We start from the raw sequence: 22,397 nt of genomic DNA, 5'->3' as shown, positions 1-22,397 counted from the left end.
TACTTCTTTAAGAGAATATCAGGAATTCCTGAATAAACATTCTGTGAAGCGTGAATGAATCTCCCGAAAACAAATCTGTCCCGTTCGCGTTTCGCCGCGCACCACCGCGTAAAACTCTCGGCTCTTCTGGGATGCACCGGACGTTTTCTCTCGGAGAACAGAACCGGTTACGTCCCGGAACCGACGGCCGGTACGCGTACTGCTGTCCAATCAGTTCTATCGAAATTCAGCCTCGAAGTAGCAACACAGCGGCGACCAGCAGACAGACCACCAGTCCGCCGAACGCGGGTGCGTATCCGGCGTAGGTGGCGACGACGCCGACGTAGGCGGGTCCGAGCGCGTTCGCGCCGAGAAAGAGCGCACGCGCGGCACCGAGGTCGGCACCCATCCCGTCGGCGGGAGCGTCGTCCATTATGATGGCATCGGCGAGCGGAAACCCCGTTTTGTAGCCCGCCGCCGTGACGACGACGGCCGCCCAGAGGACGAGTCGCGACTCCGCGAGGACGAGTGCGGCGAGTGCGACGGCCGCGAGGAGGAGTCCGACGACGGCGATACTCCGTCGAGAGTACCGGTCACCGAGTCCGCCGGCCACCGGTTTGATTCCGAGACCGACGGCGAACACGATGGCGAACGTCGCACTCGCGAGGCCGTCCGAGAACCCGCGGGCCTGCGCGAGGTAGGTCGGGAAGAAGTTGATGAAGCCGCCGACCATGAAGTAGAAGAGCGCGAACGCCACGAGCGTCCCGCGTTGCTCGGAACTGGCTACGAGTCGGCGAATGGTTCCGAAGAGGTCCAGCGACGCCGACCCGACGTGAAACTCCTCTCTGGTCCAGACGACGAACAGGAGCGTCACCGCCGCGAGCACGGCGGCGACGGGGACGAAGGGAGCGCGCCACGTCGCGTAGGTGAGCGCGAGGACGGCGACGCCTGAGGCGAGAAGTCCCCCGAGGTCGGTTCCGGCGGCGTAGATACCGAGCGCCCGGCCGCGTCTGGCGGTGAAAAGGTCCGAGAGAAGCGCTCGAGAGGGAATGGCGAACAGCCCTTTTCCGAGTCCGACGACGACGGCGGCGACGACGAACGTGGCGAGACTGCTCACGACGCCGAAGAGGAGGAAGCCGACGACGAGGATGACGAGTCCGGGGACGATGAGCGTCGTCCGGTTCCAGTTGTCCGAGTACTCGCCGCCGGGGTACTGCGTGACGGCGTAGACGCCCTGAAACGCGGCGAGTGCGAGGCCGGCCGTCGCCTCCGTGATTCCGAGGTCGGTGATGATCGCGGGTAACAGCGGCGAGAGGAGAAAGCGTCCCGCCTGGAGGACGGCCCACCCGAGAGACACCGCGAGGAGCATCCGCGTCGCGTAGCGGTCGGCGTCGTCGGTCGGTGTCTCGGTCACGCGTCTCTCTCGGACGCGGAGGGGGACGTGGCTTCGGATTCCGGCAGTCTGCCGCGGGCGTCGCGCCCGACATTCGGACGTCGTCGCCTCAGAGGTTCGACGCGCCCGCCCCGCCGTCGATGGGGACGGCGATTCCGTTCAGGTACTGCGACTGCGGCGACGAGAGGAACGCGACAGTCCGTCCGAGGTCCATCGGGTCGCCGATGTGACCGACGGGGATTCCCTGCCCCCAGTCGTTCAGACCGTCCTGATACGACCCGTACTCACCTCGCTCGACGCCCTGTTCGATGAGTTCCTCGATGCGCGGCGTCTCGTGCGACCCGGGGAGAACGGCGTTCGCCCGCACGTCGGGAGCGAGTTCCTTCGAGAGCGTCTTCTCTAACCCGATGACGCTCATCCGAACGGAGTTCGAGAGGACGAGGCCGTCGATGGCCTCCTTCACGCTTCGCGAGGTGACGTTGACGATGGTGCCGCCGTCGCCCGCGCGGAGGTGTTCTTCGGCCTCCCAGACGGTCCGAACGACGCTCATCACGAGGAGGTCGAACGCCTCGTACCACTCCCGTTCGGTCGTCTCCATGAACGGTTTCGACGGCGGGCCGCCCGCCGACGTGACGAGGTGGTCGAGGCCGCCGAACTCGTCGACGGTCCGCGCGACCAGGTCTTCGATGTCGTCGGGGTCGGTCAAATCTCCCGGCTGACCGACCACCGTCGCGCCGTCGGCGGCGTCGGCCCGTACCTCCGCGACCGCATCTTCGAGTCGGTCTTCGTCCCGTCCGTTCATCACGACGTTCGAACCCTCGCGGGCGAGTGCCCGCGCGGACGCCTTCCCCAGACCGCTACTCGATGCCGTGACGAGTGCCGCGTCGCCGTCGATTTCGAGGTCCATGCGAACACGGTTCGTCGGTGGCCCTCAAAACGCTACGCCCTGCGGTCACTCTCGGTTCGCCGGCGTCGGTCCGGCCGCGGAGTTCACTCGCGTCTCGGTACCGTTCTCCGCGCGCCGGCCTCTGTGAACCGTTCCAGCGGCTTATGCGGATGTTAACGTGTGTAACAGGGAGCACACCAATATCCCCCGAGTGCGAAGCAGTGACGATGGCAGACGAACTGACCGAGTCACAGAAGGTGGACGTGTGGGACCTCTTCGAGTCGGGCGTCATCTCCGAAGAAGTCGCGCGCGACCTCCTGGGCGACTCGTTCGAGGCGTTCGCAGAGAAGCGACGTCCGGCGCTGGGACTGTTCTTCGGCGACGCGAACCAGTTCTTCGCCTGACCGCGCCGTCTTCGGTCGCTTCCGGGTCTCTCTCATCGCAGTGCTACTCCCGTGTGTGGGGGTCTCACGGACGTTCTACGCCGTTTAACGCTACCGCTCGCGGCACCTCCGTCGAGAGCTGAAAGGTTTTTGACTGACCAGCCAGTCAGTACACGTAGTGACCGATTTCTCGGTCGGATTGCATGAGTTCTGACGCTGCAACCGACATCATGGACGGAACGCACAGCGCACTCCGGACCCACGGCTACGCGGAGTTGACGATGCAGGATATCGCTGACGAGGCGGGACTGAGCAAGGCCGCACTCCACTACCACTTCGACTGTAAGCACGACCTGTTGCTCGCCTTCCTCGACAGACTGCTCGCTCGCTTCCGAGAGCGAATCTCCGACGTCGGCGGCGACGACGCCGCGGACCGACTGCTGTCGCTCGTGGAGACGGTGCTGCTCCCGCCGACGGACGGCGAACCGCACGAGTTTCGGACGGCTCTCTTGGAGATAGAGGCGCAGGCACCCTACGACGAGGCGTACCGTTCGCGCCTCGAACGCTTCGACGAGGTGCTCACCGAGGAAGTCCGCTCGATACTCGAAGACGGCGTCGCCGAGGGGACGTTCTGCGATGACGTCGACCCCGCGGAAGCGGCGTCGTTCGTCGTCACCTACGTTCGGGGCGCGCGGACGGAGAACGTCGCCGTCGGCACCGCCCTCGGCGACTCGCTGGAGGCGTTCCGCGGCTACGTCGAACGGGCGCTCCTCGCTCCCGCCGCCACCTCAGTCACCGACGGCGGTGACGCTGACGACGGTGCCGGCGACGAGGTGGACGGCGAATGAGCCTCCGCGACCGGTTGAACAGCGTGTTCAAGACCCGCGACGAGTTCGACCTCACCTCCGGCGACATCGCCAGACCGCTGTTCTACCTCTCGCTTCCCATCGTCGTCACCAACCTCCTGCAGACGGCGTACAACCTCGCGGACACGTTCTGGCTCGGCCAGTTCAGCACGAACGCGCTGGCCGCTATCAGCTTCGCGTTCCCGATGGTGTTTCTCCTCATCGCGCTCGGGATGGGACTGTCAGTCGCGGGGAGCGTCCTCGTCGCCCAACACACGGGCGCGGGCGAGGAGAAGCGCGCGGAGTACGCGGCGTCGCAGACGGTGACGTTCTCGCTTCTGGGGTCCGTTCTCTTGGGCCTGTTCGGCTACGCCGCCGTCGGGACGTTTCTCGATATTCTGGGCGCGTCACCGGACGTGCTCCCCCTCGCGACGCGGTACATGCAGGTCATCTCGCTCGGCCTCCCGTTCATGTTCGGCTTCTTCGTCTTCGTCGCCCTCATGCGCGGGTACGGCGACACCATCACGCCGATGCTCGTCATGTTCGGCTCCGTCGTGCTGAACATCGCCCTCGACCCCATCCTCATCTTCGGGTTCGACGGCAACCCGCTGTTCTCGCTGACGGGACTCACCGCGCTCGAATCGCAGTTGTTCGCGGCGACGGGCTACACCGGGTCGGGAATCGAGGGGGCGGCCATCGCGACGGTGTTCTCTCGGTCTCTCGCACTCGTCGTCGGCCTCGCCGTCATGTTCGGTAGCAGTCGCGGCGTCCAGATTCACCTCTCGCAGATGTGGCCCGACTTCGAGTTCCTTCGGAAACTCCTCTCTATCGGTATCCCCGCTTCCATCGAGGGGACGGGTCGAGCGCTCTCCGTGAACCTGCTTCTCATCGTCGTCGGGATGTTCCCCACCACCGTCGTCGCCGCCTACGGTATCGGCGTCCGCGTGTTCTCGGTCATCTTCCTCCCCGCAATCGCCGTCGCGCGCGGGGTGGAGACGATGACCGGTCAGAACATCGGCGCCGGGAAGGAACACCGCGCGGAGGAGGCCGCGAAGTTCGCGGCCATCGCGATGTTCGGCATCCTCTCTCTGGCGGGCGTGTTCGCCTTCGTCTTCGCCGAGCCCATCATCTCGGTGTTCACCGACGACCCCGACGTGGTTCGCGTCGGCGTCGACTTCCTGCACTGGGTCGCGCCGACGTTCGGCTTCATCGGCATCATGCGGTCGTACACGGGCAGTTTCCGCGGCGCGGGCGAGACGCTCACGGCCGCCGCTATCTCCGTCCTGATGCTCGGCGTCATCCGCCTCCCGTTCGCCTACTTCGCCTCGCAGTCGTTCGACTACGGGTCGACCGGTATCTGGATGGCGTTCACCGTCTCGAACGTCGCCGGCGCGGCCATCGCGTACGCCTGGTACCAGCGCGGCACGTGGCGCGACGGTTCTCTCACCCGAACGGCACCCGCCGACGACTGAGCGCGCTTCGATTCGCTCACGGCGTCTCTCGCCGTTCGAACGTCGCCGCTCCCTCCTCGAAGGCGAGTCTCCACGAGCCGTCGACGGCGAGGCCGTCTCTCTCGCGCGCTTCCTCGGCGAGCGCTTCTGAGACGCGGAGCCCGCCGAGATGAGAGGTGTCTCGAATCCACGCGATACGGGCCGTCTCGGGGTCGTAGCGCCCCGCGGTGGTACAGGCGGCGGCCAGCGCCAACTCCGCCGTGGGAAGCGCGACCGGAATCGCGTCGCGCGACAGCGACCCGCTGGTGAGACCGTTCGCGTACATCTGCGAGAGGTCGAGGGAGTCGACGACGTCGGTGGTCGTCAGGTCCGCGAGACCGATGCCGTGTCCGTTCCCGTGGGTGGCCTCCGTCAACCCGAGCGCGACGATTCGGTCCACCCGGGGCGCGTCGGGGTCGTCGCTCCCGAGGACGCCGTACCGGCCGACGACGTTCGTGTCCATCCCCGTCCCGGATACGTCCTTGCCTATCTCCTCGACGACCAGCACATCGAGGTCCGAGAACGGGAGCGTCGCCATCGCCTCGCGGGCCGCATCGAGCAACCTCGTCTCCGCGTCGGGAAGCGCGTCGGCGGGCACGCCCGCCACCTGCGCCGTCTCCTCCGTGAAGTTCTCCACGACGGCGACGCCGCCGAGGAACGTCGCCGGCGACTCGGCGCGTATCGTCTCCATCGTCTCGACGATGGCCGGGACGTAGCCGTCGTCCGCCGCCCGTTCGTGGACGGCGGCGGCCCCCGGTCGTTTCCCGAGCCCGATGGCGGTCATCTTGCAGAGGCCGCTCTCGACGTCGCCGGTGAAGTTCGTGTGGGGTTTCACGCGGTTGACGACGAGGAAGGCGTCCGCCGCCGCGACGGACCGCGCGAGGTGGACGCCGCGGCCGGATTCGCCGACCGTAATCGTCTCCATCCGCGCGTCTATCGGACACCCGAGAGTCGTCTCTGTGAGGCCCAGCGAGTCGAGCGTTCGCGCCTGTCCTTCCGCCGTCGCGCCGCCGTGACTCCCCATCGCCGGGACGACGAACGGTTCGAAGCCGCGCGCTCGCAGGTCGGTGACGACGGCCGATGCGACGGGAACGACGCTCGTGATTCCCCGACTACCGAGGCCGACGGCGACGGACGCGCCCATCGCGAGCGAGTCGAGCGGAAGCGAATCGACGGCTTCGCGCGCCGCCGCCGGAACGTCCGCTATCCGCTCGGTCTCCGGCGTCTGTCGGACCGTCGCGAACGCGGGGAACGCGACGTCGCCGAGTATCTCACTCACCGCCTCGGCGTCGGGAAACTCCATGGGGCCGTCCTCACCGCCGGTCGAGAAAAAACGATGGGTCGGTCACTCCTCGACCGAGCGTTCGGAGAGCACGACGGCGTCGCCGTCTGCGAGTCGCGTCGTCCGTTCGGCGTCGCCGCCGTTCACGCGGTAGACCAACTCGGTCGACGGCGACTCGGGGTCGAACGCGTCGAACTCCGCGGCGAGTCCGCGAACCACGTCACCGACCGTCGACTGCGGTTCGAGGACGCGCGAGAGCGACGCCGCTCCGACCGCGTCGGCCACGTCGCCGTAGCATCGGATGGTGACCTCCACGATATCTCGACTGCACCGGGTGACGCAAAGAACGTTACGGAGTGGCACACCGGCGGGTACCCGAGACGGTCCGCGTCGAGAACCCGACTCGGAGTCGTAAATCGCTCGCGTTCGAGGGTGCGCTGTCCGGGAGTCTGTGGACATATGTACCCGGAGTCCCTAGCGACGACGATGAGCGAGACGGCTCTCGGTGACGCGCCACACCCCGCGCGGTTCGCGGGGGTGTTCGACGTGTACGAAGTGGAGTCGACCGCCGACGAGGTCCGCTACTACGGCGAACCGCGGTCGGACCACCAGTCGGTCCTGAGAGCCGTCGCTCCCGTCTTTCGTGACCGAGGGTACGCCGTCTCAGTCGAGAAGAACCTCGGCGAGTTCGTCCTCGTCGCCACCGAACGGTCGGTCGGCGTCGACGGCTTCCCGACGACGAACGTGGTGCTGTTTCTCGCCACCGTCGCGACGACGCTGTTCGCAGGGACGCAGTGGTACGGCATCGACGTCGTCGCGAACCCCGCGCGTATCGTCGAGGCGTGGCCGTTCGCCGCCGCCGTCGTGGGCGTCCTCGGCGTCCACGAGACGGGCCACTACGTCGCCAGTCGCTACCACGACGTCCAGGCGTCGCTCCCGTACTTCATTCCCATCCCCACCCTGCTGGGAACGATGGGTGCGGTCATTCGCATGAACGACACGCTCCCGGACAGAGAGTCGCTGTTCGACATCGGCGTCGCCGGCCCGCTCGCCGGACTCGCCGCGACGGTGGTCGTGACGGCTATCGGCGTCACCCTCCCGCCCGTCGAAGTCGGCGCACTCCCGGTGGCGCTCGGCTACCCCCCGCTGATTCAGTTGATAGCGGCCGCACTCGGCGAACCGCTGACGTACGCGGACCCGTCTCTCATGGCCAATCCCGTCGTCGTCGGCGGGTGGGTCGGCGCGTTCGTGACGTTCCTGAACCTCCTCCCGGTCGGCCAACTCGACGGCGGGCACATCGTCCGCGCCATGTTCGGGAGCGCGCATGCGACCATCCAGCGACTCGTTCCCCCGGTGCTGTTCGGCCTCGGCGCGTACACGTACTACTTCGCCGACGGCGACTCGGTGAGCCTCTGGGTCGTCTGGGGCTTCCTGTCGCTCCTGTTCGCGCGCGCCGGGAGCGCGGACCCCATCGACGACTCGGCGCTGGACTCGCCGCGACTCGTCGTCGGCGGCCTCACACTCCTCTTGGGTGCGCTCTCGTTCACGCCCGTGCCGTTGATCCTCACGTGACCCGGTCTCGCGGAGACGCCGCTCACGGACGTCGAAAAACGAGAGAAGTCGAGCCTCAGAGGCGGTCGTCGTCGATACCGCCGGGGTCGCTCGCGGTGTCGAACAGGTTGTTCTCCGCGCCGTCTAAGAAGTCGTCACCGGGCGTCGACTCGTCGACGACGTTCACGTTGTAGGCGTCGATACCCATGCTGATGAGTTCCTCGACGGCCTGCTCCTCGCTCACGAACTCTTGGTCGACGAGCTGTTCGAACTCGCTCAGCAACTCGTCCGGCAGTGTCACTTCGACGATTGGCATTGGTCAGGGTTCGGACTCCTCCTACTTGAGTGACCGGTTGCGACGGTGCGTCTCTCACTCGTCGTTCGCGTCGTCCTCGTCGTCGCCCGGTCGCTTCGGCGTCTTCGCGTGGCACGTCACGCGAACCGGTTCGCCGTCGCGTTCGGTCTCGACGGCCCACATCTGTCCGCACCCGAGGAGCGTCACCCAGTCGTCGTCGCGTCGTTGGTCGACAGTGACGAGGATGTCGTTCGTCTCGCTGTCGCGGCCGGCGTACTCGACGCGAATCGTCTCGCCGTACACTTTCAACCCCGCCGGTTCCTGCAGTTCCACGAGCGTCGAATCGGTCCGTCCGTCGGGGTGGTCGACGACGACTTCGACCATCGGTACGTCCCCGTCGGGGAGCGAGTAGGTCACTTCCAGCGTGCTGCCGTCGACTTCGACGGCTTCGATATCGACGAGCGACGCGGAGACGCCCGCCGCCTCCGCGACTTGCTGCTGGAGGGCGTGCGCGGGCACCCGGGTCGTCTCACGTTGTCTGTCCATACGGTCTCTGTGCCTGATAGTGAGTGGAGGGGTTTGATTGCACCGGCGTCCCCCGATACCGGCGTTTCGACGTTCGATTCCCTCCCGGACGCCTTCGACGCCCTCCACATTCGCTGAACGCAGATATAATACGTTGCACTTTACCGGATATCTCTCTCGATGCCGTTCGCTTCCGAAGTTTCTACCTCAAATGCTTGTTCGGTTATAATCTGTTTCTGTTGCTAATCTGTTTTAATATGGTGAAGTGTGGGAACTCATGCGAGAATGTCCACCTTCTCGCTTATCTCATCTGCCGTCTCGTACGCCTGTTGTACGATGTCTTTTATCCAGATGTACTCGTACGTACTCACGCGACCGAGGTTGAACATGTTCTCGTACGAACTGAGTTCGCCGTTGATTCGCTCGAACTTCTCTATCTCCTCTGTCACCGGAAGCGGGTACGCGCGCGGGGCGCGTCGGGCCTCGGACGCGACGAGAGACGCCTCGATTCCCTGCTCTTCGAAGAAGTCCATCATGTACTGGTCGAACCACTCTTTCGGCTTCGACCAGATGTCGTCGTCGAGGAAGCACGGGAACTCGATGGTGAGGATGTACTCGTCGTCGGGAATCGATTGCGGGGTGAACTCGTAGTCCGTGATGCGGGTGAACTCGTAGTGGTTCGGGAAGTACCCCCAGTCGACGTGGTCGGGGAACAACCGCTCGGACGCCTTCACGTGCATCCCGTGGATGATCATGCTCCGGTAGTTCAGCGTCTCTTCGGTGTCGACCAGGATGCTCGGGTCGATAGTGCTCACGAACAGGTCGCTCTCGATTCGCTCTCCGCTCTCCGTTCGAAGCGCTCGAATCGTCGACCCCTCGGTTTCGAGGCCGACGGCACCGTCGAACACGACTTCACAGCCAGACACCATCTCTTCGAGGATGTCGGTGTACTTGTCGTCTGGGTAGTCTGCGCTGCCCCCGAAGAACTCCTGTTCGCTCTCCGGGAAACTGATTTTGAAGTCGAACCAGTCGCCGGTGATTCGCTGCGGGTCGATTCCCCAGTGTTTCTTCGTGTAATGTTTGTTGTATCGCTCGTACAGCGTCGGTCCGACCTGATTGAGCATGTAGTCCTCGAAGAACTTCTCCGGTTTCTTCCCGGGGGCCGCGTCGAGTTCGTCTCGAATCTGGTCGGCGTCGTCCCACTTGTCGATGTTCGCCTTGCTCACCGGGTAGTGGTGCGGGTCCGAGAGGTCCCCTCGGGGGTACGTCGCCGCGTAGAACTCGTGCTCCGCGAGGTCGGTGAACTCCGAGAACAGTTCACCGACGATGGCCTCTTCCTCCTCGTCGTAGAACAGGAGGTGCGGCGCGGAGTCGCAGTGGTAGCCACTGTCGAACTCTATCTCTCGGAGAAGCCCGCCGATCTGGTCTTTTTCCACTATCGTTACGTCGTACCCCTTCTGGTCCAGGAGGTAGCCGAGCGAACACCCGGCCATGCCGGCACCGATAACTGTGATTGTAGGCATCAATCTATTGATTCTTTCTGGCGACGTAAATGTATCTCTTGTTTATCACGTCTGGACGTCACGTGCGACTCGCTAGACCGGACTCGACGATGCTGTCCCCGCTTCGCGCGTCCACGTCGGGCCACGCGCCATCAAAACTGTTCGACGCGTCGTCTTCGGTCGTCGGTTCCGTGACGTTGACCAAGAGGTGCAGTTCTCGGTACGCGTTGGCCGGACTGGGGTTCGGCGGAACCGTCTCTCTGTACAGGAGGTACGTCAGTCGGAGGCCTTCGCCGGTGACCGTCGGTTCGACCGTGTGTCTCGTGTGTTCGGTCTGATTGGCACCGACCGCCACCTCGAACCTGTCGAGTTCACGCCGTTCGACGGGGGTCGTTCCGCTCGCCTCGTCCGACTGTAACGTGACCACGACGGTGTACGTCTCCCGCTGGCCCTCGTGGTTACCGACGCCCACGACGTAGGTCTGAGGCTCTCCGTTCACGAGTTCGGTCTCGAACTCCTGGCCGCTCAGGGTTCCGTTCTGCTCCGAGAGGAGGTAGAACTCCGTGAACTCGGTCGGCTCCTGGGGGGCGACGAAGCTGTACCCCGCGAGGAGGACCGCGAGTACGAGGAGGACGTTGAGCACCACCTCGGTCCCGGACGAGGGGCGGAGCCACGCGCTCGCACCGGTACGGAGTCCGCGGAACAGGTCGGGGTCGAAGCGCCTGGATGCCGCGGTCCGGCGTCGACGGACCACCGCACCCAGCGCGAACAGGACCGTCAGCGACCCGAGTCCAGCGAAGACGGGGACGAGTCCCAACCGCCACGGTGAGACGTCGACGAGCAGTCCGACCAAGACGGCGAGCGCGAGACTCGTCCCGAACGAGAGGACGGCTCGTTCGAGGTCGGTCAACCCCCTCCGTATCGAGAGCCGGATGTCGTCGGCGAGTCGCACTCGGTCGCTGGATATCCGCTCGGGGAACAGCACTGCGAGGAGCGCGTACCCCGGGACGAACAGCACGAACACGGCACCACAGAACGCTCGCAACGGCGGACTGTCAACCGGTGGTGCGAACACCAGCATCGCCGTGAACGCGGTGAACCCGACCACGACGAGTAGGTCGACCGCCGAGACGGTCCGTCTCGGCATCTCACCCCACCTCCCGCGACCCGGTCGACTTCGGCGTCTGCCGGCGTCCGTCGCTCGTGTGCAGTCGCCGTTTCGACCCGATTCGGCGGCCGGTGACCAGTCCGTCGAACGACGCCGTCATGGCTCCCAGCTGAGTACTACCTCGAACGTCGTCGCGTCGTCCTCGGTCGCTCGCTGTTCGGCGGTAACCGGGCGGCCGAGCCCTGCGACCATGCCGATAGCGAGGAACGACGTCACCGGGTGGTCGAACTGCGCCCCACCGTACCGGCAGTTGGTCAACTCGAAGACGACGGTGCCGCCGCCCGAATCGACGTCCGACTCGACGCTATCGACCAGTTGGAACTCGTCGACGAGCGTGTCTCTGAGCACCTCCGCTAGTTCCGTCGGGGAATCGACGCCGTCTATCGGCTGAACGCTGTCGTAGAGCCACGTTGCACACGGTCGGAACGTGGCGCCGCGAATCCCGTCACGGTCACGAAGCAGACGACGTGAGGCGAGTTCCGCCGGGTCGGGTAGCTCGAACTGCTCGTTCCGCGGAACGAACAGTCGACAGCCGCTGCTCGTCGGCACGTACACGCTGGCGTCCGACAGTCCCAACTCTCGAACTAACTCTATCCGGTCTCTGTTCTGCGTCGCGTAGACGTACGTCGCGACGTCCGACCGGATGCTGTCGTGCTCCGGCAGAAAGAGGACGAGCGCGGCCGCGTACACTCCGAAGACGCCGAGTACGACGAGGAGTTCGCGGTACGGTTCCAACAGGGCGGCCACGAGGAGTGTGAGGACACCAACCGCGGCCAGCACGAACGCGAGGCGACGCCGCTGGCTACTCCGCTGGACGGTGCCGGTGAGTTGCCGAATTCGCGACTCGTCGTCGGCGAAGGGAGGACGCTCTGTGATGGCGGAAACCTCTGGTTTGTTCGTGCTGCCTGCGTACTGGTGTTCGTCTCGGTTCATCACGCCCGTGCGAACTGTGGGGTGGACACGTTGACGGTACCGATACGTTTTACGGCGGCTTCCGGAGTTCCGGTTTGGGGACTGAAGCGACTCGCAGTGTCTCGGGGCCGCCCCGAGAACTTCGTTCTGTGTCGGTGCCGACCCGACTCCGATGCGAGGCGAGTAGCGGTCATCTTCCTATATGTTGCGAAGACAATATATTAATTTTGGGTAGATTCGACCACTCGCTCGCGTCGACGAACGACCGCGAGGGAAGAACGTATTACGGACCGGAGCGAGTGGGTAACGTGTCGTGTGAATGACTAGCTCAGCAATCCACCTCTTCTTCGAGAAGGGGCCGTTCACGTTCGCTACTATCGCAACCTCGAAGCTGGCGAGCAGAGTTCGCAACGCTCTGTTGAACCGCCGGCACAACATCAGTATCCACCGTTCGGCGGAAATCGAGCGAGACACGAAGTTCGGAATCAACGGGGAGATAGTGATACACGAAGGGTGTACGATAAGCAAGTCGGTCGTCGTCGCGCCGTCGGAGGGGCGGATAGAGATCGGAGCGAACTCGCTCGTCAACGTCTCGACCGCCCTCTTGGGTCACGGGGACCTCTCCATCGGCGAGAACGCCCTCATCGGTCCGAACACGACCATCGTCGCGGCCAACCACGGGTTCGCCGACCGTGACGTCCCCATGGCCTCACAGGAGATATCTGCGGAGGGAATCACCATCCACGACGACGTCTGGATCGGTTCGAACTGTGCCATCCTCGACGGAGTGACTCTCGGGGAGGGCGCTGTCGTCGCCGCCGGAAGCGTGGTCACCGAGTCGGTCGCACCCTACACTATCGTCGGCGGTGTCCCCGCCAAGGAGATACGCACCCGGTAGCCCCCGTTGTCGACCGACACGCCACGTTTCGTTACCGTCTGAGTGAGTGTCAGACTATTCCATACAGAAGCATTTTGACGTTTGCCGCCGTAGCAAACTCAATGACGTGTAATTTGAGTATAACTTACGCGTCACGAGACTCTCATCGCTGAGTCTCGGAACGACGTGAGGTACCGTTTGGTGTCTCTACGGGGACGAACCACGCACGAGCGGGCGCGTCACGTACACGACGAACGAACTGCCACCGAAACCGACCACACCCTCGACCGACGCAATCACATGAACGACTCAGACTCCACTCCCCATCTCTCGCGGCGTACGGCTCTGAAACGACTGACGGCCATCTCGGGCGCATCATCTCTCGCCGCACTGGCAGGCTGTGCTACTCGGGGCGAAGGCCAAGAGATGACGTCACAGACCGCCAGTCGGACCGAGACGAGCCGACCGACTGACACGGCCACCGAGACGGCCGAACCCACTCCCACGCCGCCGAAGATGCCGGACGTCGGAATCTACCTCGGCGCCGACGACAGCCTCCCGGCGTGGGAGGAGTGGTTCGGTCGAACCGCCGACTACTATTCGTTCGCTCTCTTCCACGACAGTTGGGAGGACTACCGACTGAAGAACTGGCCGCTCGAACTTCCCCTCGAACAGCTACTCGACTGTCGGAAAATCGTCTTCTCGTTCGAGATGTTTCCGTCGAGCGAGACGGACATGGAGGCCGTCGCCGCCGGTGAACACGACGACAAGTATCGGCTGCTGGCGTCCGAGATGGTCGATAACGGTCTGGCAAGCGCGTGTGTCCGCACCGGGTGGGAGTTCAACGGACGCTGGGCCGTCGACGGTGCCGTCGGGCGGCCGGAACTCTACATCGAGGCGTGGAAGCGTGTCGTCGAGTCGATGCGGAGCGTCGACGGGAGCGACTTCTCGTTCGTCTGGGCGCCCAATATCTGGAAGAAGCACATGGTGCCGACGGACGCGTACCCCGGAGACGAGTGGGTCGACCAAGTGGGTCTGACCGTGTACGACAAGGGTGACGGCTACCCGTTCCCCGAAGACTGCGACGACCAGTGCGTCTCCGACCGGAGAGAAAGTGCGTGGGACGGAGTACTCGAAGGCCGAGAGGCGAACTACGGGCTGAACTTCTGGGCGGACTTCGCCCGCGAACACGAGAAACCGCTCGTGTTCCCCGAGTACGGTGTGACGGCCGACGGGTGGCAGAACTCCGGCGGCGGAGACAACACGTACTTCCTCGAACAGTTCGCCGACTGGATGCTCGCGAACAACGACGTCGTCGAATGGCACAACCTCTGGGGGTTCGTCGCGGGTCCGCACTACATCGGTCCAGAGGAACTGTACCGCTCGGAGAAGTACCCGTATCTCGCGGAGTCTTCCGAGACGTTCAGACAGTTGTTCGGCGAACCGTAGTCCGACTGCGCGCGCTCCTCACAGGTATCCCAGCTTTTCGAGTTGGTCTTCGACGTCGTGTCTCGCTCCCTCGCTGTCCGTGTGCTCGGGGGTGAACTCCGGGACGTACTCTCCGTTGTCCTCGGCGACGGTCTCTATCCACGGCACCTCCCGCAGTACCTGCAGCGGAACGTCGTAGTGGCCGTAGATTCCCCACTCGCCGATGGCCTCCCCGTGGTCGGAGCTGATGACGACAGAATCGGAGTCGATGCTGTGGAGGAGCAAGTCGACGTACTCCAGCACGTAGTGGAGGTTGTCCCGGTACTGCCGCCATTTCTCGCTCTTCGAGGCGAGTCCGATGCGGACGTCTCGCCACTGGTTGAGCCACTTCCCGTGAAGTTCGGTCTCGAACCCCTCGAAGTACGGGATGAACGGGTGGTGTGGCTGCATGTAGTGGACGATCATCCGCTCGGGTTGATGCTCGCGCATGACGGAGATGGCGCGGTCCGTGATGTAGTTCGCCCTGAACAGTTCGTCCTCTTTCTCCCACGCGTACCGCCACACCTCGTCGAGGACAGCGAAGTCGTCTTCGTCGAGGTAGACGTCCGTGTGGGGGTTGCCCGACACCATCGCCGTCTTCTTCATCTCGTCGGCGTACTCGTCGACGAAGTTCTTCTTGAGCCACTCGGCGGAGTTACTCCCGATGGAGTTGTACGTCTCGTACTTCTCCAAGAACGGGTAGTCGTCCGCGACTTCGTTCATCAGGTCCGCTCGACAGGCGTCTAAGATTATCAGCACGTCCCAGTCTCGCTCGTATATCGGCGTCCCGTAGTCCTCTTGGAAGTGGTCGAACAGGAGACGCACGGCTTCGGCCTGGACGTCGTAGGTGACGCGTTTCGTCGCCGTGACGGCGTCCTCGTTAGAGTAGTACTTACGCGCCCTGTCGAGGCCCTGTGGTAGCCGGTGGAGTAACGACATCCTGTCAATAGCTCATCTCGTAGCGACATATAGATTAGCCTCGACCGGCCGACGGCGCGGGGCGACGATTCCCGTGACCCGCTCTCACGCCCCCGCCGCGGTGTCGTTCTGTGGCTGTTGCCCCAGACTCTCCGCGACGAGGATAGAGTCGTCGGACCACAGGATTCCGAGCGACCCCGTCGTGTACACCTTCGAGTTCTCTTCGAGCAACTCGTCGTAACCCGACTCCGACATCACCAACTCGAATCGCTGTTCCGTGATGACGACGACGCTGTGTTGCGGCCACCGCGTTCGATAGAGGAGCGCTCCCTCTTCGGCCCGCAACTGCCCCGCTTTCACCTTCATCTGACCGGCCTCTAAGTCGATACCGAGACCACCGGCTGTCACCCAGTCCGTCTCTACCGGTACCTCGTACGCCCTCGCGTACTGGCTCGCCACCTCCATGCTCCGGAGTTCGTGTTCGGAGAACTCTTTCTGCGGTTCGGGCGTCGGTTGCAGTTCACCCAGGTCGGGGCCTTTGTGCACTCCGTAGAGGTCGTCGCCGGTGACGAGCGAGGCTGAGACGGCCAACGAGACGACGAGTAGCACGACGAACGCCCGCCCGACGACGTTTCTCGTGTCGCTGTTGAGGAGGTAGTACACCCCCGCGGCGACGACGATGACGAAGAAGAAACTCAGCGGCAATCGGACGCGCTTGTAGCCGAGTGCGACGAGCGGTGTCTGGAACATCAACAGCGCACTCGACAGACCGACGAGGACGAACATCGCCGGGCGTTTGAACCGGTCCCGGTTACCGAGTATCGTGACGACACCGACTGCGAACACGGCGAGCAACAGCGTGTTGTAGATGCCGTCTGGACTGACCAGACTCCGTGCCGCCATCTCGACGGTCAGGTCGGGCACCGTCACGCCGCGGACGAACAGCGACGACGTCTCGGTGTTCGTGTCGCCGACGACCTGATTCCCGAAGATACGATGAAGCGATGCGACGAGGGCCTGCAAGAACACGTCCGCCTGAATCCAGTACGAAAACCCGGCCACGCCGCCGACGACCAGCGGAACCGTGCGTGGCGTCGCTAGCTCTCTCAACTCGGTTCTCTTCGGGAACAGTCGGCGCGCGACGGGGGGAACGAACAGCACGAACGCGACGGGGAACGCGAAGAACACGAGCGTCAGGTGGTGCGTGAACGCCAGCGCCGAAGAGAGGACCACGGTGAGGAGGACGAGCGGTGTTCGAGATGCGGTGTAGCGGATTCGAAGTCCGACGAACATCGTGAACATGATGAGTACGACCGCGAACGCCTGCGGGAAGAAGTACGTCGCGTAGGTCAGTATCGGCCCCAGCATCGTCAGCGTGAACGCGGTCACACAGGCTAATCTGGTGGCGTTGAGCAGTTGGCTGTAGACCAGGTAGACGAGGAGGACGAGCATCGCGTACGAACTTATCCCGGCCAGCATGAACGCGTCGTACGCACCGATACCTGCGATCTCTTTGAGGGTCCCGGTCATCAGATGCAGGCCGGGGAAGAAGTGATAGAGGTCGCTCGTCAGAAGGGCGGACGTCGTCCCTTGAGCGAATATCAGCTCGATCTTGTCGATGTGTTTTATCGTGTCGCCTCTGCTGAAGTAGAACCCCGTGTCGAGGTACAGCGTCAACGGAGAGACGGCGTACAACCCGACGATCTGTGGGAGCAGTCTCACACCCGCCGTCCTGCGCTGGAGTTGCACGACCAACAGTGCGTACCCGAGTGGAAGGACGCTCAGGAGCACCAGCGCACGTTCGACCGACCAGAGGTTGATTGCGGCGACGGAGAGGAAGACGAGGACGTAGACGACTTTCGCGAGGTGACGGCTCTCTCCGGTGCGTTCACTCTCGTCTTCGGGATCGAACCGGAGCGCGTAGTAGATAACAGACGCGAGGACCATCCCGATGAGCGCGTAGCTTCCCTTGAGCGCGATTTTCGGATTCAACACTACGCCGACGAGTGCGACTGCGGTAGCGCTTCCCGCGATCGCGAGGGGAAAGAACGCACGGACGAGGAGGTCGGTCAAGTCACGTTGCATAGTCGACAAATACGTGCCGTTGGTTCACGATGAACGGTATTCAACTTTTCTCCCGGTCTGTGCGCTGAATTAGCCGACGGTGAAGGGGTGACGGACCGTCTCGGCGTCGTGGCTCACATTTAAGTCAGTTCACGAATACAGTTCGGTCGATGGACGGCAACGCGTCGAGTTCTCTCGACGCATCCGACCGTGCACGGACTCCGATTCCATGAACGACCGAACTCGCTTCCTCGTGCTGCATCTCTCGTCGCTCCTCGTCACGTTGGCGGTTCTCGTCGCGTTCGACGCCTTCGACGTCCGCTTGTTGTTCTTCGTGGGGTTCGTCGGGTACCTGTTCAGCCTCGAAGCGACCGCCCCGACGCACGGGACTTCCCGGTGGCGCAGACGACTCCGATTCGTCACCGCCGCGTGGGCACTCACGTACGCCTTCATCGTCACGCGGTACTTCCTCGACATCCTCAACCGCATCTGAACGTCACAGAATCACCGTGTGCGCGTCCGGCGACGTTCGAGTTACAGTTTCGCTCGAATCACAGTTGGCTGTACGACCGGAGTTGTCGGTCGAAGACGTGGTCTTTGAGCGCTAGCTTCGCCGCACGAATCTTGTCACCGTGGTTTCGGACGGCCCAGAGCAGGACCGTCCCGAGTAACTGGATACCCAGCGAAGCGAGGAAGAGCACTCGCTGGCGGGACGAGAGGCGGTTCGAGGCGAACCGAAACCGGTTGCGCAGGGTGTGATAGACGACGAAGTGCGACTTCGAGGACGTCATCCCCGTCTTGTGGTAGATGACCGACCGGGGGTCGACGAGTACTTTCCAGCCGTTCTGTCGCGCCTGCCACGCGAGGTCGGTGTCTTCCATGCCGATGAAGTAGTCCTCGCAGAGGACGTCGTGCTGTTCGATGAACTCTGCCGAGAGTAAAACTAGACAGCTCGGAACGTAGTCCGACTCGTACGGTTCTTCGCCGCGCGGTCTGTCCCAGAGCATCGTCTTTCCGCCCAGTGCGAGGGGGAAACGCACCCCCGCGTTGTGAATCCCGTCGGAGTGGTAGTAGCGGTTGACACCACCGACCGCCGCCACGCGGTCACCCGACTCCGCCGTCTCCACCAACGGCCGAAGGAAGCCTTCGGTGACGACGGTGTCGTTGTTCAGTAACAAGACGTAGTCGGCGTCGCGTTCCATCGCACGCCTGATTCCGACGTTGTTCCCCGCGGCGAAGCCGAGGTTCTCCTCGTTGAAGATGAACTCGTACTCGGGGAACTCTTCGGCCAACCGCTCGCCGGACCCGTCGGTCGACCCGTTGTCGACGACGACGACTCGGACGTTCGGATAGTCGAGAGCGTCAAGAGAGTCGAGACACTCTGCGGTGTCTTCGTAGCTCTCCCAGTTGAGCACTATCAACTCGACGCTGGGCCACGTCTCGTCGGCGGACGAGGTGTCGGTCATGCGTGCAGTTACGTCGAATGACATCAAAAATACTTCTAGGCCGTGTCGTGTTTCGCGGGCATCCTTCGCTGGCGTTCTCGTCTCTGCGAAACCGGTTCAGTCGAGATAGCCGAGTCCACGCAGTTGCTCTTCGATGTCGGCCGATTCGGCCGCCGAGTAGGTGTCCACGTCTCGCGCTTCGTCTCTGCTCTCGCGGAACGTCGGGTCGGCCGTCGGTTCCAGCCGCTCCGACGGAATCTCACCGTCGACGTCCTCCGGAATCGACGTCCCCGAGAGCAGCAACGCGAGCGGAAACACGTCGAGAATCGAGCGGTCCGGTGCGGCTCCGAGTCGGGAGAACGACGGTCCGGAGGTGACGAGTATTCCGTTCTGACGGTGTTCTCCCATGTCGTTGTCGCTGAACAGTTCCCCGTCGTTGAGCCCCGTGTGAACCTTGCACCGCATCCCGTCCATGACGAAGACGATACAGGGCGCGTACTCCTCGTACGGTCCCGAGAATATCTCTTCGCGGGTTCCGATGTCGGTGACGAGCGGTTCGTCCCGTTCCGGGTGTCGAATCGACAGGAGCTTGTCTCGTATCTCCGCGGTGAGGTCCGGAATCTGCTCTCGCGGAACCGTCCCTTCGGGGTGTACGTCTTCGGTGTTGAGGAAGATGACGTTCTGCTCGGAGCCGACGTACGCGGTGGTCTCGCTCCAGTCGACGTCGCTGGCTGCGAGTCCGCTCTCTCGCTCGTCCGCCGCGGGAATCGTCTCTTTCGCCACGTCGAACAGCGTCTGCGGAAGTATTTCTCGCACGTCACCGATACCGAGTCGGTTCTTCGCCCGGAGGAGGTTCTCTCTGGTCAGCCCCGCACGACGCAGCAGTCGTCTGTCGAGAGACCGGGTCTCGGACTCGGTGTCGACTGTGAGGTAGCCTTCCTGTCGAAGCCACTCCAGCACGTGGAAGTTTCGGTCCCCCTGTGCGCCGTGACCGTGGTCGCTCATGACGATGATGTCCGTGTCGTCCGAGACCAGTTCGACGAGTTCCCCGAGGGCTTTGTCCTGTTCGACGTACGTCTGCTTCAGGCGACGTCTATCGTCGACGAGGTAGTGCCCGGCGACGTCGGTCGCCGTGAAGACGCCGAAGAAGACGTCGACGTCGTGCTGGGAAAAGAGCGTCTCGAACGCTCGTTTTCGGTGCCAGATGGCGGCCTTCATATCCTCGAACACCTGTTCGCTCGTGAAGTCCTGTAGCTCCGGTCCCATCGCCGTCGGCTTCACCTTGTACCGTTCGCCCATCTCGGCTTCGAGTTCCGTGACGACTTCCGGTGGCGACCCGGGGTTCGTCCGGTTCGGAATCGGCCACCCGGATATCATGTAGCCGTGTTCGAGTTCGGTCGGCGGATACGTCTCAGGGACGTTCACGACGCCGCAGGAGACGCCGGCGGCGTCGAGCGCCTCCCACAACGTCTCCGCGTGGACGTCGCTCAGGTTGACGGGAACCCGTTCGTACGAGTTCTCCTTCCGGCGAGTGAACCCGAAACAGCCGTGTTTTCCCCCCTGTTTGCCCGTGAACATCCACTGCCACGCCGGCGAGGACAGCGGGGGGTCGGACGAACGGAGACGGCCGTGCGACCCCGACTCCATCAGCGTTCGTAGCGTCGGCAGGTCGTCGATCCACTCGTTGACCAAGTCCGGGTCGAGCCCGTCCAGTCCGATGAGTAACGTATCCATCACGTCACTGATTCAGCACGCTACAGCAAATATATTCTGATTGAAACGACCCTCCGTGCGCCGAACCCGCCGTTCGAGCGCCGTACACCGAGAAAATTCAGGAGTACGACCGTCGTCAGTCGACTATCGAGCGAAGTTGCGCTCTGTCTATCTCGTCGAGCGAGAACATCGCCATCGCGTACAGCAGACAACCGAGAGTGAGTGCGACGACGATACGGGGAATCGAGTACATCCCGGTGACGTACAGGAGCACCGGCGGCGTACTCATCAAAACCCCGCCGACGAGCGAATTTCGAATCGTCCTCGTAGGGAGTCTCCACTGGAGGTGTTGCTTCGAGAACCGGTAGATGAACGCCGCGTACACCGCGTAACTGACCGCCGTCGCGACGGCGGCACCGAGGTATCCGAAATAGGTGATGAGGGGAACGTTCAGCACGAGGTTGACGACGACGGCACCGAGGACGACGCCGGAGATGACTTTCGTCCGCTCCCGTATCTCCATGCTTATCTGGCCGAGGTTAGCGAGGCTCAAGAAGAGCACACCGCTCGCGACGAGGGGGATGATGACGTACCCCTCTCGGTACCGGTCGTCGAGGAGTATCGAACTCAGCGGGAGACTCAAGACGGCGATGCCGACGAACGTCGGAATCGCGATGATGAAGAAGTAGCGGGTGAACTTGGTGAGGAGGTCTGCGACCTGCTCTTCGTCCGAATCGTTCAGCGCGTTCATGATGATGGGGTACGCCGCCGCGATGATGGGGGCGAACACCAGTCGGACGCTCCGATCTGTTATCTGATAGTTCGACGAGTAGACGCCGACGGCGGCGGTTCCGCGGATAAACTCGAGGACGACCAGGTCGGCCTGCCCGAGGAGTGGCACACCGATAATCCAGCCGAGCATCGGTATCCCGTACCGCGAGAATCGCGTGACTACTTCGGGTTGGAGGCGAGGCCGGAGGAGCCTCGGTCCCAGTTTGTAGCCCATCGCGAGGACGGTGAGTCCCGTCGCGACTACCGCCCCCCATATCCATCCGACGATGTGTTCGAGGAGGACGATGGCGATGAACAGAGAGAAACCCAACTTCAGCACCGACTCGAAAACCCGATAGCCCATCACCCGCTTCGACTGCATCGTCGTCTGGAAGAACCACGTGAATATCTGGAAAAACCCCTGAACGACGACGACGACGACGACGGCGATATAGAACGGTCGGTACTTTCCGATCTCTTGCTCGAAGAGAAAGTAGACGACCGTCGCGAGGAGCGTGAACGCTGCGGCGGTGAGAGTGACGAGCGAGACGGCGTTACCGACGACGACGGTGTCCTCTATCTCCGCGGCGAACCGGTACACCGCCCGCCCGACCCAGTCGAAGCAGAGACTACTGAAGATACCGACGAAGGTGGCCGCCAACGCGTACATCCCGTACGAACTCGGCGGGAAGAACCGGGTGAAGATGACGAGAGCGAGCAGGCTGGTTATCGCCGGAACGACCTTCGCGACGGAGTAGAGTCCGAAATCTCGTACGAATCGCCCGAGTACACCGTCGCGTTTCTCCGATTCAGGGTCGCTCATCTGCCTACGTATCGTTGAGGTGTCAAAAAAAGATTGCTGTGGGTCCCCGACTGGGCACGTCTGGACCACGACGACGGGTCTCGGGACTCTCGTTCTCCTGCGGCGGGA

The 22,397-nt window shown here is 63.3% G+C and carries 21 protein-coding genes; 7 read left to right on the top strand and 14 right to left on the bottom strand.

What is annotated here, in order from left to right:
* Positions 1-226: 226 nt before the first annotated feature.
* Positions 227-1,348, bottom strand: coding sequence for an MFS transporter (locus tag BM282_RS16295; protein ID WP_089883181.1), 1,122 nt, complete (start codon positions 1,346-1,348; stop codon positions 227-229).
* A gap of 133 nt (positions 1,349-1,481) precedes the next feature.
* On the bottom strand, positions 1,482-2,279 hold the full coding sequence (locus tag BM282_RS16290) for an SDR family oxidoreductase (protein ID WP_089883001.1): 798 nt from the start codon (positions 2,277-2,279) through the stop codon (positions 1,482-1,484).
* Positions 2,280-2,485: 206 nt separating this feature from the next.
* Between BM282_RS16290 and BM282_RS18695 the strand changes: the two genes are divergently transcribed.
* The 3 genes from BM282_RS18695 to BM282_RS16280 all read left to right on the top strand — a co-directional run bounded on the left by BM282_RS18695 (position 2,486) and on the right by BM282_RS16280 (position 4,958).
* Positions 2,486-2,662 (top strand): hypothetical protein, encoded by a 177-nt coding sequence (locus BM282_RS18695; RefSeq protein ID WP_175501600.1) that lies wholly within the window; start codon positions 2,486-2,488, stop codon positions 2,660-2,662.
* 182 nt (positions 2,663-2,844) lie between these two features.
* A complete protein-coding gene (locus tag BM282_RS16285) occupies positions 2,845-3,489 on the top strand; it encodes a TetR/AcrR family transcriptional regulator (RefSeq protein ID WP_089882999.1) in 645 nt (214 codons plus the stop codon).
* Complete coding sequence (locus BM282_RS16280; RefSeq protein ID WP_089882997.1) at positions 3,486-4,958, top strand: MATE family efflux transporter; 1,473 nt, start codon at positions 3,486-3,488, stop codon at positions 4,956-4,958. The genes BM282_RS16285 and BM282_RS16280 overlap by 4 nt, the downstream gene beginning before the upstream one ends.
* A gap of 16 nt (positions 4,959-4,974) precedes the next feature.
* Here BM282_RS16280 and BM282_RS16275 read toward each other — a convergent pair whose 3' ends face one another.
* A complete protein-coding gene (locus tag BM282_RS16275; RefSeq protein WP_089882995.1) occupies positions 4,975-6,279 on the bottom strand; it encodes a DUF362 domain-containing protein in 1,305 nt (434 codons plus the stop codon).
* 42 nt (positions 6,280-6,321) lie between these two features.
* Complete coding sequence (locus BM282_RS18690) at positions 6,322-6,573, bottom strand: MoaD/ThiS family protein (RefSeq protein WP_089882993.1); 252 nt, start codon at positions 6,571-6,573, stop codon at positions 6,322-6,324.
* A 171-nt stretch (positions 6,574-6,744) separates the two neighbouring features.
* Between BM282_RS18690 and BM282_RS16265 the strand changes: the two genes are divergently transcribed.
* Complete coding sequence (locus tag BM282_RS16265) at positions 6,745-7,830, top strand: site-2 protease family protein (RefSeq protein WP_089882992.1); 1,086 nt, start codon at positions 6,745-6,747, stop codon at positions 7,828-7,830.
* A gap of 55 nt (positions 7,831-7,885) precedes the next feature.
* Here BM282_RS16265 and BM282_RS16260 read toward each other — a convergent pair whose 3' ends face one another.
* The 5 genes from BM282_RS16260 to BM282_RS16240 form a co-directional block, all read right to left on the bottom strand.
* Positions 7,886-8,125, bottom strand: a complete 240-nt coding sequence (locus BM282_RS16260; RefSeq protein WP_089882990.1) for a DUF7120 family protein — start codon at positions 8,123-8,125, stop codon at positions 7,886-7,888.
* Between the two features lie 54 nt (positions 8,126-8,179).
* Positions 8,180-8,650 (bottom strand): hypothetical protein, encoded by a 471-nt coding sequence (locus BM282_RS16255; protein ID WP_089882988.1) that lies wholly within the window; start codon positions 8,648-8,650, stop codon positions 8,180-8,182.
* A gap of 254 nt (positions 8,651-8,904) precedes the next feature.
* A complete protein-coding gene (locus tag BM282_RS16250) occupies positions 8,905-10,152 on the bottom strand; it encodes a protoporphyrinogen/coproporphyrinogen oxidase (protein ID WP_089882986.1) in 1,248 nt (415 codons plus the stop codon).
* Positions 10,153-10,210: 58 nt separating this feature from the next.
* Complete coding sequence (locus BM282_RS16245) at positions 10,211-11,278, bottom strand: DUF1616 domain-containing protein (RefSeq protein ID WP_089882984.1); 1,068 nt, start codon at positions 11,276-11,278, stop codon at positions 10,211-10,213.
* 117 nt (positions 11,279-11,395) lie between these two features.
* Positions 11,396-12,232: a hypothetical protein gene (locus BM282_RS16240; RefSeq protein WP_089882982.1), complete on the bottom strand. Its 837-nt coding sequence runs from the start codon at positions 12,230-12,232 to the stop codon at positions 11,396-11,398.
* A gap of 298 nt (positions 12,233-12,530) precedes the next feature.
* Here BM282_RS16240 and BM282_RS18890 point away from each other — a divergent pair, with 298 nt between their 5' ends.
* Both BM282_RS18890 and BM282_RS16230 read left to right on the top strand, forming a co-directional pair.
* Positions 12,531-13,109, top strand: coding sequence for an acyltransferase (locus BM282_RS18890; protein WP_089882980.1), 579 nt, complete (start codon positions 12,531-12,533; stop codon positions 13,107-13,109).
* 405 nt (positions 13,110-13,514) lie between these two features.
* Positions 13,515-14,537 (top strand): glycosyl hydrolase, encoded by a 1,023-nt coding sequence (locus BM282_RS16230; protein ID WP_175501599.1) that lies wholly within the window; start codon positions 13,515-13,517, stop codon positions 14,535-14,537.
* Between the two features lie 18 nt (positions 14,538-14,555).
* Here the strand turns inward: BM282_RS16230 and BM282_RS16225 are convergent, their stop codons facing one another.
* Entirely contained in the window at positions 14,556-15,494 is a 939-nt protein-coding gene (locus BM282_RS16225; RefSeq protein WP_089882976.1) for a sulfatase-like hydrolase/transferase, read from the bottom strand.
* An 84-nt stretch (positions 15,495-15,578) separates the two neighbouring features.
* On the bottom strand, positions 15,579-17,558 hold the full coding sequence (locus BM282_RS16220) for a hypothetical protein (RefSeq protein ID WP_089882974.1): 1,980 nt from the start codon (positions 17,556-17,558) through the stop codon (positions 15,579-15,581).
* A gap of 208 nt (positions 17,559-17,766) precedes the next feature.
* Between BM282_RS16220 and BM282_RS16215 the strand changes: the two genes are divergently transcribed.
* On the top strand, positions 17,767-18,030 hold the full coding sequence (locus tag BM282_RS16215; RefSeq protein WP_089882971.1) for a hypothetical protein: 264 nt from the start codon (positions 17,767-17,769) through the stop codon (positions 18,028-18,030).
* Between the two features lie 58 nt (positions 18,031-18,088).
* Here BM282_RS16215 and BM282_RS16210 read toward each other — a convergent pair whose 3' ends face one another.
* The 3 genes from BM282_RS16210 to BM282_RS16200 form a co-directional block, all read right to left on the bottom strand.
* On the bottom strand, positions 18,089-19,003 hold the full coding sequence (locus BM282_RS16210; RefSeq protein ID WP_175501598.1) for a glycosyltransferase family 2 protein: 915 nt from the start codon (positions 19,001-19,003) through the stop codon (positions 18,089-18,091).
* A 96-nt stretch (positions 19,004-19,099) separates the two neighbouring features.
* Positions 19,100-20,716 carry an alkaline phosphatase family protein gene (locus BM282_RS16205; protein WP_089882967.1) on the bottom strand — a complete coding sequence of 539 codons (1,617 nt, stop codon included), beginning with the start codon at positions 20,714-20,716 and terminating at the stop codon, positions 19,100-19,102.
* A gap of 115 nt (positions 20,717-20,831) precedes the next feature.
* A complete protein-coding gene (locus tag BM282_RS16200; protein ID WP_175501597.1) occupies positions 20,832-22,289 on the bottom strand; it encodes an oligosaccharide flippase family protein in 1,458 nt (485 codons plus the stop codon).
* Positions 22,290-22,397 lie beyond the last annotated feature (108 nt).

The organism is Halogeometricum limi (assembly GCF_900115785.1).
Taxonomy (GTDB): Archaea; Halobacteriota; Halobacteria; order Halobacteriales; family Haloferacaceae; genus Halogeometricum; species Halogeometricum limi.
This window is presented reverse-complemented; position numbering and strand designations above follow the sequence as displayed.

What these genes read in the sequence shown, in the direction of transcription:
- BM282_RS16220 (WP_089882974.1), bottom strand. Translation starts at nt 17,558, where the DNA reads ATGCAACGTGACTTGACCGACCTCCTCGTCCGTGCGTTCTTTCCCCTC.
- BM282_RS16230 (WP_175501599.1), top strand. Translation starts at nt 13,515, where the DNA reads ATGACGTCACAGACCGCCAGTCGGACCGAGACGAGCCGACCGACTGAC.
- BM282_RS16280 (WP_089882997.1), top strand. Translation starts at nt 3,486, where the DNA reads ATGAGCCTCCGCGACCGGTTGAACAGCGTGTTCAAGACCCGCGACGAG.
- BM282_RS16205 (WP_089882967.1), bottom strand. Translation starts at nt 20,716, where the DNA reads ATGGATACGTTACTCATCGGACTGGACGGGCTCGACCCGGACTTGGTC.
- BM282_RS16295 (WP_089883181.1), bottom strand. Translation starts at nt 1,348, where the DNA reads ATGCTCCTCGCGGTGTCTCTCGGGTGGGCCGTCCTCCAGGCGGGACGC.
- BM282_RS16255 (WP_089882988.1), bottom strand. Translation starts at nt 8,650, where the DNA reads ATGGACAGACAACGTGAGACGACCCGGGTGCCCGCGCACGCCCTCCAG.
- BM282_RS16265 (WP_089882992.1), top strand. Translation starts at nt 6,745, where the DNA reads ATGAGCGAGACGGCTCTCGGTGACGCGCCACACCCCGCGCGGTTCGCG.
- BM282_RS16275 (WP_089882995.1), bottom strand. Translation starts at nt 6,279, where the DNA reads ATGGAGTTTCCCGACGCCGAGGCGGTGAGTGAGATACTCGGCGACGTC.
- BM282_RS16250 (WP_089882986.1), bottom strand. Translation starts at nt 10,152, where the DNA reads ATGCCTACAATCACAGTTATCGGTGCCGGCATGGCCGGGTGTTCGCTC.
- BM282_RS16215 (WP_089882971.1), top strand. Translation starts at nt 17,767, where the DNA reads ATGAACGACCGAACTCGCTTCCTCGTGCTGCATCTCTCGTCGCTCCTC.
- BM282_RS18890 (WP_089882980.1), top strand. Translation starts at nt 12,531, where the DNA reads ATGACTAGCTCAGCAATCCACCTCTTCTTCGAGAAGGGGCCGTTCACG.
- BM282_RS16290 (WP_089883001.1), bottom strand. Translation starts at nt 2,279, where the DNA reads ATGGACCTCGAAATCGACGGCGACGCGGCACTCGTCACGGCATCGAGT.
- BM282_RS16260 (WP_089882990.1), bottom strand. Translation starts at nt 8,125, where the DNA reads ATGCCAATCGTCGAAGTGACACTGCCGGACGAGTTGCTGAGCGAGTTC.
- BM282_RS16200 (WP_175501597.1), bottom strand. Translation starts at nt 22,289, where the DNA reads ATGAGCGACCCTGAATCGGAGAAACGCGACGGTGTACTCGGGCGATTC.
- BM282_RS16240 (WP_089882982.1), bottom strand. Translation starts at nt 12,232, where the DNA reads ATGAACCGAGACGAACACCAGTACGCAGGCAGCACGAACAAACCAGAG.
- BM282_RS16285 (WP_089882999.1), top strand. Translation starts at nt 2,845, where the DNA reads ATGAGTTCTGACGCTGCAACCGACATCATGGACGGAACGCACAGCGCA.
- BM282_RS16245 (WP_089882984.1), bottom strand. Translation starts at nt 11,278, where the DNA reads ATGCCGAGACGGACCGTCTCGGCGGTCGACCTACTCGTCGTGGTCGGG.
- BM282_RS16225 (WP_089882976.1), bottom strand. Translation starts at nt 15,494, where the DNA reads ATGTCGTTACTCCACCGGCTACCACAGGGCCTCGACAGGGCGCGTAAG.
- BM282_RS18695 (WP_175501600.1), top strand. Translation starts at nt 2,486, where the DNA reads ATGGCAGACGAACTGACCGAGTCACAGAAGGTGGACGTGTGGGACCTC.
- BM282_RS16210 (WP_175501598.1), bottom strand. Translation starts at nt 19,003, where the DNA reads ATGACCGACACCTCGTCCGCCGACGAGACGTGGCCCAGCGTCGAGTTG.